The sequence below is a fragment of the Xenorhabdus sp. SGI246 genome (assembly GCF_040838225.1).
GTDB classification, from domain to species: Bacteria; Pseudomonadota; Gammaproteobacteria; order Enterobacterales; family Enterobacteriaceae; genus Xenorhabdus; species Xenorhabdus indica.
This window is the reverse complement of the sequence record NZ_JBFPEZ010000161.1, coordinates 1-4,809: the sequence shown is the minus strand read 5'-3', so window position 1 is coordinate 4,809 and position 4,809 is coordinate 1. Positions and strand designations below refer to the sequence as shown.

The window sequence follows — 4,809 nt, the reverse complement described above, 5'->3', positions numbered from 1 at the left end:
ATATTAAGGGACACAGCCTAAGCCAGCCACACATGTCAATCTGAATGAAACAACAAAGAATCTGTATTTTACTGCCAGAGTGATGTGTGATCCCAATTATCAATAAATCCCATCGTTTCCCATTTTACACAGCAAGGTTTTTCTTTCATTAGTTCCGTCAATTGTGTTTTTAAACCATTATGATAAGACACCTGAGCTGAAAGATACTTCAAAATAGCTAACCGACTGTAAAGCGTCGTTGGATTAATAATATGTTGTTCTAATTCACGCCCTTTTTTCGGCGGGAATGCCCGGAAGGATCGATTCCAGATACGATTGTGGTGCGCACAAAGATTGCGAATATGGCTTAATGTGTGAAACCACGAAGCCATGACTTCATAACTTTTTACATTAAACTTGTGTGCAATTGTTTTCTGATCAACATGCAATAACGACTTATATATTTTTGACCATGAACCAAAGCTCAATGTTTCTGTGATCATCCAGGAAGGCGGGTATTTGGGAGTGTGATATTTCTTCTTATAATGTTCAATAAATGTTTCTTTGGCCTCATTAATCTGACCAAAAAAGTTTTCATAGTGGTAGTCATTACTCAGAACAGATAAGTTCATGAACCAATGAGCACCATATTTTCCGCACATATGTTCCGACAAACACGTTCGTAATGCTATTTCCACTTTTTGTATTTGCTCAAGGATAATCAGGCGCAATTTACGGTCGAATTCATAAAGCTGAAGAACATCTTCTAACGTAGTTCCTTCAACAAAATGTTTCGGCTCAATCGGTTGTGGTGTACGCTGTTCATCCAGAATATAAAAAGGATAAAAATAACCGCGTAATCTATAATAACCGATAAATGTCAGTGCATGCTCCGCAACCATGTGATCTTTTATTATTAAGCCGCGTTCCCGAAGTTTATTAATAAGAAAAGAAATATCTTCTGGACGCTTTTGATAAATCTTCTTTTGCGTTGTCGTCATAAATGTCACAGAAAGTAAAATTCAGGTAAAAAAAAACCTGCCAATTTGCGCATTCCCTGATTCAGGGACTCAGCGTGGCAGGTGTACTTGCGATTAATTATACGTATCTAAGTCAACATTTTTTTAGCAAAAAGTGCTATTTATATACAATAACCATTTCATATCATTAAGATAGATAACATTTTCGCGTTACACGTTAAAACAGTACCCAGCTCTGTTTTAATTTAACAGGCACTGTGTTTATGATAAAAATACCACTCAAAACGGAATATCCGAATCCCAGTCAGCATTCTTTTCTTCCGGTAAAACAGAAGGTTGTTGTACCGCTTGCGGTTTTTTTCGCTCTTTACTGGTGGGTTTAGAAGGCGGTTGCTTCTGTGCGGGTTGAAGTCCAGCCTGCTGTGTCATCGTATTCTTTGCATCTCCACGACTGCCCAGCATCTGCATCACGCCATTGACATTGACCACCACTTCGGTTGAATAGCGATCCTGTCCCTGATTATCCTGCCACTTGCGTGTTTGCAATTGGCCTTCAATATAGACCTGAGCGCCTTTTTGCAGGTATTCCGCAGCAATTTCCGCTAATTTGCCGAAGATCACCACCCGGTGCCATTCAGTTTTTTCCCGAATTTCGCCGGTTTGTTTATCCCGCCAGTTTTCGGAGGTAGCCAGTGACAGTGTTGCTACAGTGCCACCGGTAGGCAAGTAGCGGATTTCCGGATTTTGCCCCAGGAACCCCACTAAAATAACCTTGTTAATTCCACGCGAAGACATATCCACTTCCTCCTTGTTATAGTGACTGACGCTGTGTCCAGCACCCTTGTTTCAGGGCAAATTCGGCCAGTTCACGGTAAGCAAAATATTCCACGGATTCACGGGAGCAGGGTTTACCCTCATCCATCGTGCCGATATAAAAGCCTGCACGGGTTTGCAACACCATTAACGGTAATTGCTTATGACAATATTGCAGTGCCAGAATTCCAATGGGGGTGATACTCATATCTGTACCCTATTGTATTTGTTAGAAAAGAGACTGCCCTGAAAACATTCAGGGCAAGTCAGTGGAATAAATATCAGAATGAATTTTCTGCATATTCAGTTTGCGCAACACCGTTTTGTGGCGGCGTCGAATCGGATTGTTCGGCCTGATAGACCTTGTCCTGACCGATTTTAATCCAGTCCACTTTGATCAAACGGGCTTTCAGGCTGACGCGCTGTTCACCGGCATGATCCCCGCGTTTCAGGGTAAAAATATCGGTGGACGGGTTGCTTAAGGTGAAACCCAGCAACACTTTTTTGTCCTCATCCACCGATTTCTGGCAACGGGCAATCAGACTGGTCGCCTCCTTGCCGACCACAGTAATATCAAAACGCACATAGACCGGATTATCACTCGGGCCATTTAACGCATTGATCACGCAGCTCAGGAACGTACCATTGGCAGTGCTGACATGGCGGATATTATTCAAATAGCCGAGTCCCTTAATATTCAGATTGAAATAGTCATTTTTGGTTAACGAAGTTGTGTTCTCAGACATACGATTTTCTCCATGGAGGTAACAATAAGGAATGACGGAGAAAACCCTACTCCCTGACGGGAATGGTTTTTCCCGCCGGGCGTCAGACATATACGTTGCTGACGTTCTGATAAAGAATAATGAACCTTCATTGCCGTTGGATCGGCAATATCTGCTTTCAAAGGTGAGCAGATGTACCGCAGTCACGCGCTCCCTTTCAGGCTACAGGAGTTTTACAGCCACCCAAAGGCGATCGTTGCAGGCTCACCGATCATTTAAGAAACAGGTTGATTCTTAAAGCATCCTGTCTGAACGTCAATCAACAATCAGATCTTCAAACTTTCTGATTTGCCCGCCTGACCTTGCGCGATTGTGTTACCGCTTTGTCATTCAGCATGCCTTTACAGCCCGGGTAGTTCACACAGCCCCAGAATAGCGAAGTTTTTCCCTGCCGCTGCCGCATCCGGCCGCCACAGTTCGGGCAGTCCGGAGTTTTCGGTAACGTCAGGTGTAACGGTTGGGTCTTTCCGCGTTCGACTAAATGCAAAATCCATTGCATCTGTTTCTGCATAAAAACATCCAGCGATGTTTTGCCCTGCGCAATATCCTCCAGCAACTGCTCCCATAACGCAGTCATGCCCGGACTGGTCAATACCTCCGGTAACCCGGCAATCAGTTCACGCGCCAGTGGCGTTGACTGAATCGCTTTCTTTTTCCGCTCAATCAGCTGGCGTTTAAACAAGGTGTCCAGAATGCCGGCACGGGTCGCTTCCGTACCCAACCCGGCACTTTCGCGCAAGACTTGTTTCAGTTGCGGATCACTGACCAGACTGGCCGCATTTTTCATCGCGGCAATCAGGGTGCCTTCAGTAAACGGTGCAGGCGGTTTGGTGTGGAGTGACTGAATTTTTACCTCAATAATCTGACAGCGATCACCCTGATTAAGGGTCGGTAACGGTAAATCAGCTTCCTGCTCTTCTTCCTTCTCATGCTCTCCCGTTCCATCTGCAAACAGCGCTTTCCAGCCCGTCATCACATTAACCCGACCTTTTACCCGGAATAATTGCCCGCCGATCTCCAGTGTTACTTCAGTCACATCGGTTTCCTGAGCAGGAAGAAACTGCGCCAGATAGTACTGACGGATAAGCTGATAAACCTTTAGCTCATCGGTCGTTAATCGGGTGATATCAAAGATGTGACGCGTGGGAATAATGGCATGGTGTGCCGTAATTTTTTTGTCATTCCAGATGCGGGAAACACGTTGTTTATCCAACTGCTCGATAATGGTATCCATAGCCGGGTCGGTTCGCGCCAGTGCTGTCAGCACGGCAGGAATATCTGCCTGCATGGACACAGGCAGATAGCCGCAATCCGTGCGCGGGTAAGTCGTGGCTTTATGGGTTTCATACAGAGACTGGGCAATCGCCAGCACCTGACTCGCGCCCATACCCCACAAACGGGAAGCAGCCTGTTGGAGTGTGCCTAAATCAAAACACAGCGGGGGCGGGGTTTTCTCCCGTTTTTTGCTGGTTTCCATCACGGTGGCGTGTGTTGCCTGCTGACAACGTTGCTGCACGCCCTGCGCCACGGCCTCCCGGATACAGCGGTTCTCATCATCACAATCATTTTCTGAAGGCAACCATTTAGCCTGAAAGCGGACAGTGTCTTTTTCCAGCTTCGCCAGAACCTGCCAGTACGGTTTTGGCACAAACTGATTGATGGCCTTATCCCGGTTCACCACCAGTGCCAGTGTCGGAGTCTGCACCCGCCCGATGGACAACACATCTCCAAAGCCCAGTGCCTGTGCTTTCAGGGTATACAGTCGGGTCAGGTTGATGCCCGTCAGCCAGTCGGCCCGTGCCCGCCCCAGTCCGGCCTGATAGAGTGCTGCCGTCTGCTCGCCCGGCAAGATGGCCGCCAATGCCTGCCGGATGCTGGTTTCATCCAGTGCCGACAGCCACAGCCGCCTGACCGTACCGGTGAAACGGCAATATTCCAGCAACTCGCGGGCAATGACTTCCCCCTCACGGTCGGCATCGGTGGCAATAATCACCTCATCCACCTGTTTCAATAATTGCTGGATCACGGCAACCTGCCCGGCAGTCTCTTTTTTTACCGACCATTGCCATTGAGCGGGCAGCACCGGCAATACATCCATGCGCCACGGCGGAGCAAACTGCTCGCCATAGTGTTCGGGCGCGGCTATCTCCAGTAAATGCCCGATGGCCCAGGTGACAATGATACGGGCACTGAAGAGAAATCCCTGCCCGCGCTGTCTTACCCCCAGGACTTTGGCAATGTCTTTGGCCTGA

General features: G+C 47.4%; 6 protein-coding genes. All 6 read right to left on the bottom strand.

Annotated features, from left to right (window positions below; all coding sequences use genetic code 11):
- Positions 1 to 68 precede the first annotated feature (68 nt).
- The gene (locus ABLA85_RS18940) at positions 69 to 980 is read right to left on the bottom strand and encodes an Abi family protein (protein ID WP_209027905.1); all 912 of its coding nucleotides are present in this window, start codon (positions 978 to 980) and stop codon (positions 69 to 71) included.
- Positions 981 to 1,238: 258 nt separating this feature from the next.
- Positions 1,239 to 1,754 (bottom strand): single-stranded DNA-binding protein, encoded by a 516-nt coding sequence (gene ssb, locus ABLA85_RS18935; protein ID WP_367965850.1) that lies wholly within the window; start codon positions 1,752 to 1,754, stop codon positions 1,239 to 1,241.
- Between the two features lie 16 nt (positions 1,755 to 1,770).
- Complete coding sequence (locus tag ABLA85_RS18930) at positions 1,771 to 1,980, bottom strand: hypothetical protein (protein ID WP_367965849.1); 210 nt, start codon at positions 1,978 to 1,980, stop codon at positions 1,771 to 1,773.
- Positions 1,981 to 2,053: 73 nt separating this feature from the next.
- Positions 2,054 to 2,518 carry an STY4534 family ICE replication protein gene (locus tag ABLA85_RS18925; RefSeq protein ID WP_187650411.1) on the bottom strand — a complete coding sequence of 155 codons (465 nt, stop codon included), beginning with the start codon at positions 2,516 to 2,518 and terminating at the stop codon, positions 2,054 to 2,056.
- A complete protein-coding gene (locus ABLA85_RS18920; protein ID WP_367965848.1) occupies positions 2,494 to 2,679 on the bottom strand; it encodes a hypothetical protein in 186 nt (61 codons plus the stop codon). The genes ABLA85_RS18925 and ABLA85_RS18920 overlap by 25 nt, the downstream gene beginning before the upstream one ends.
- 152 nt (positions 2,680 to 2,831) lie before the next feature.
- Positions 2,832 to 4,809: DNA topoisomerase III (locus ABLA85_RS18915; protein ID WP_367965847.1), on the bottom strand; the 1,978-nt coding region annotated here is incomplete at its 5' end.

What these genes read in the sequence shown, in the direction of transcription:
- ABLA85_RS18930 (WP_367965849.1), bottom strand. Translation starts at nt 1,980, where the DNA reads ATGAGTATCACCCCCATTGGAATTCTGGCACTGCAATATTGTCATAAG.
- ABLA85_RS18925 (WP_187650411.1), bottom strand. Translation starts at nt 2,518, where the DNA reads ATGTCTGAGAACACAACTTCGTTAACCAAAAATGACTATTTCAATCTG.
- ABLA85_RS18940 (WP_209027905.1), bottom strand. Translation starts at nt 980, where the DNA reads ATGACGACAACGCAAAAGAAGATTTATCAAAAGCGTCCAGAAGATATT.
- ssb (WP_367965850.1), bottom strand. Translation starts at nt 1,754, where the DNA reads ATGTCTTCGCGTGGAATTAACAAGGTTATTTTAGTGGGGTTCCTGGGG.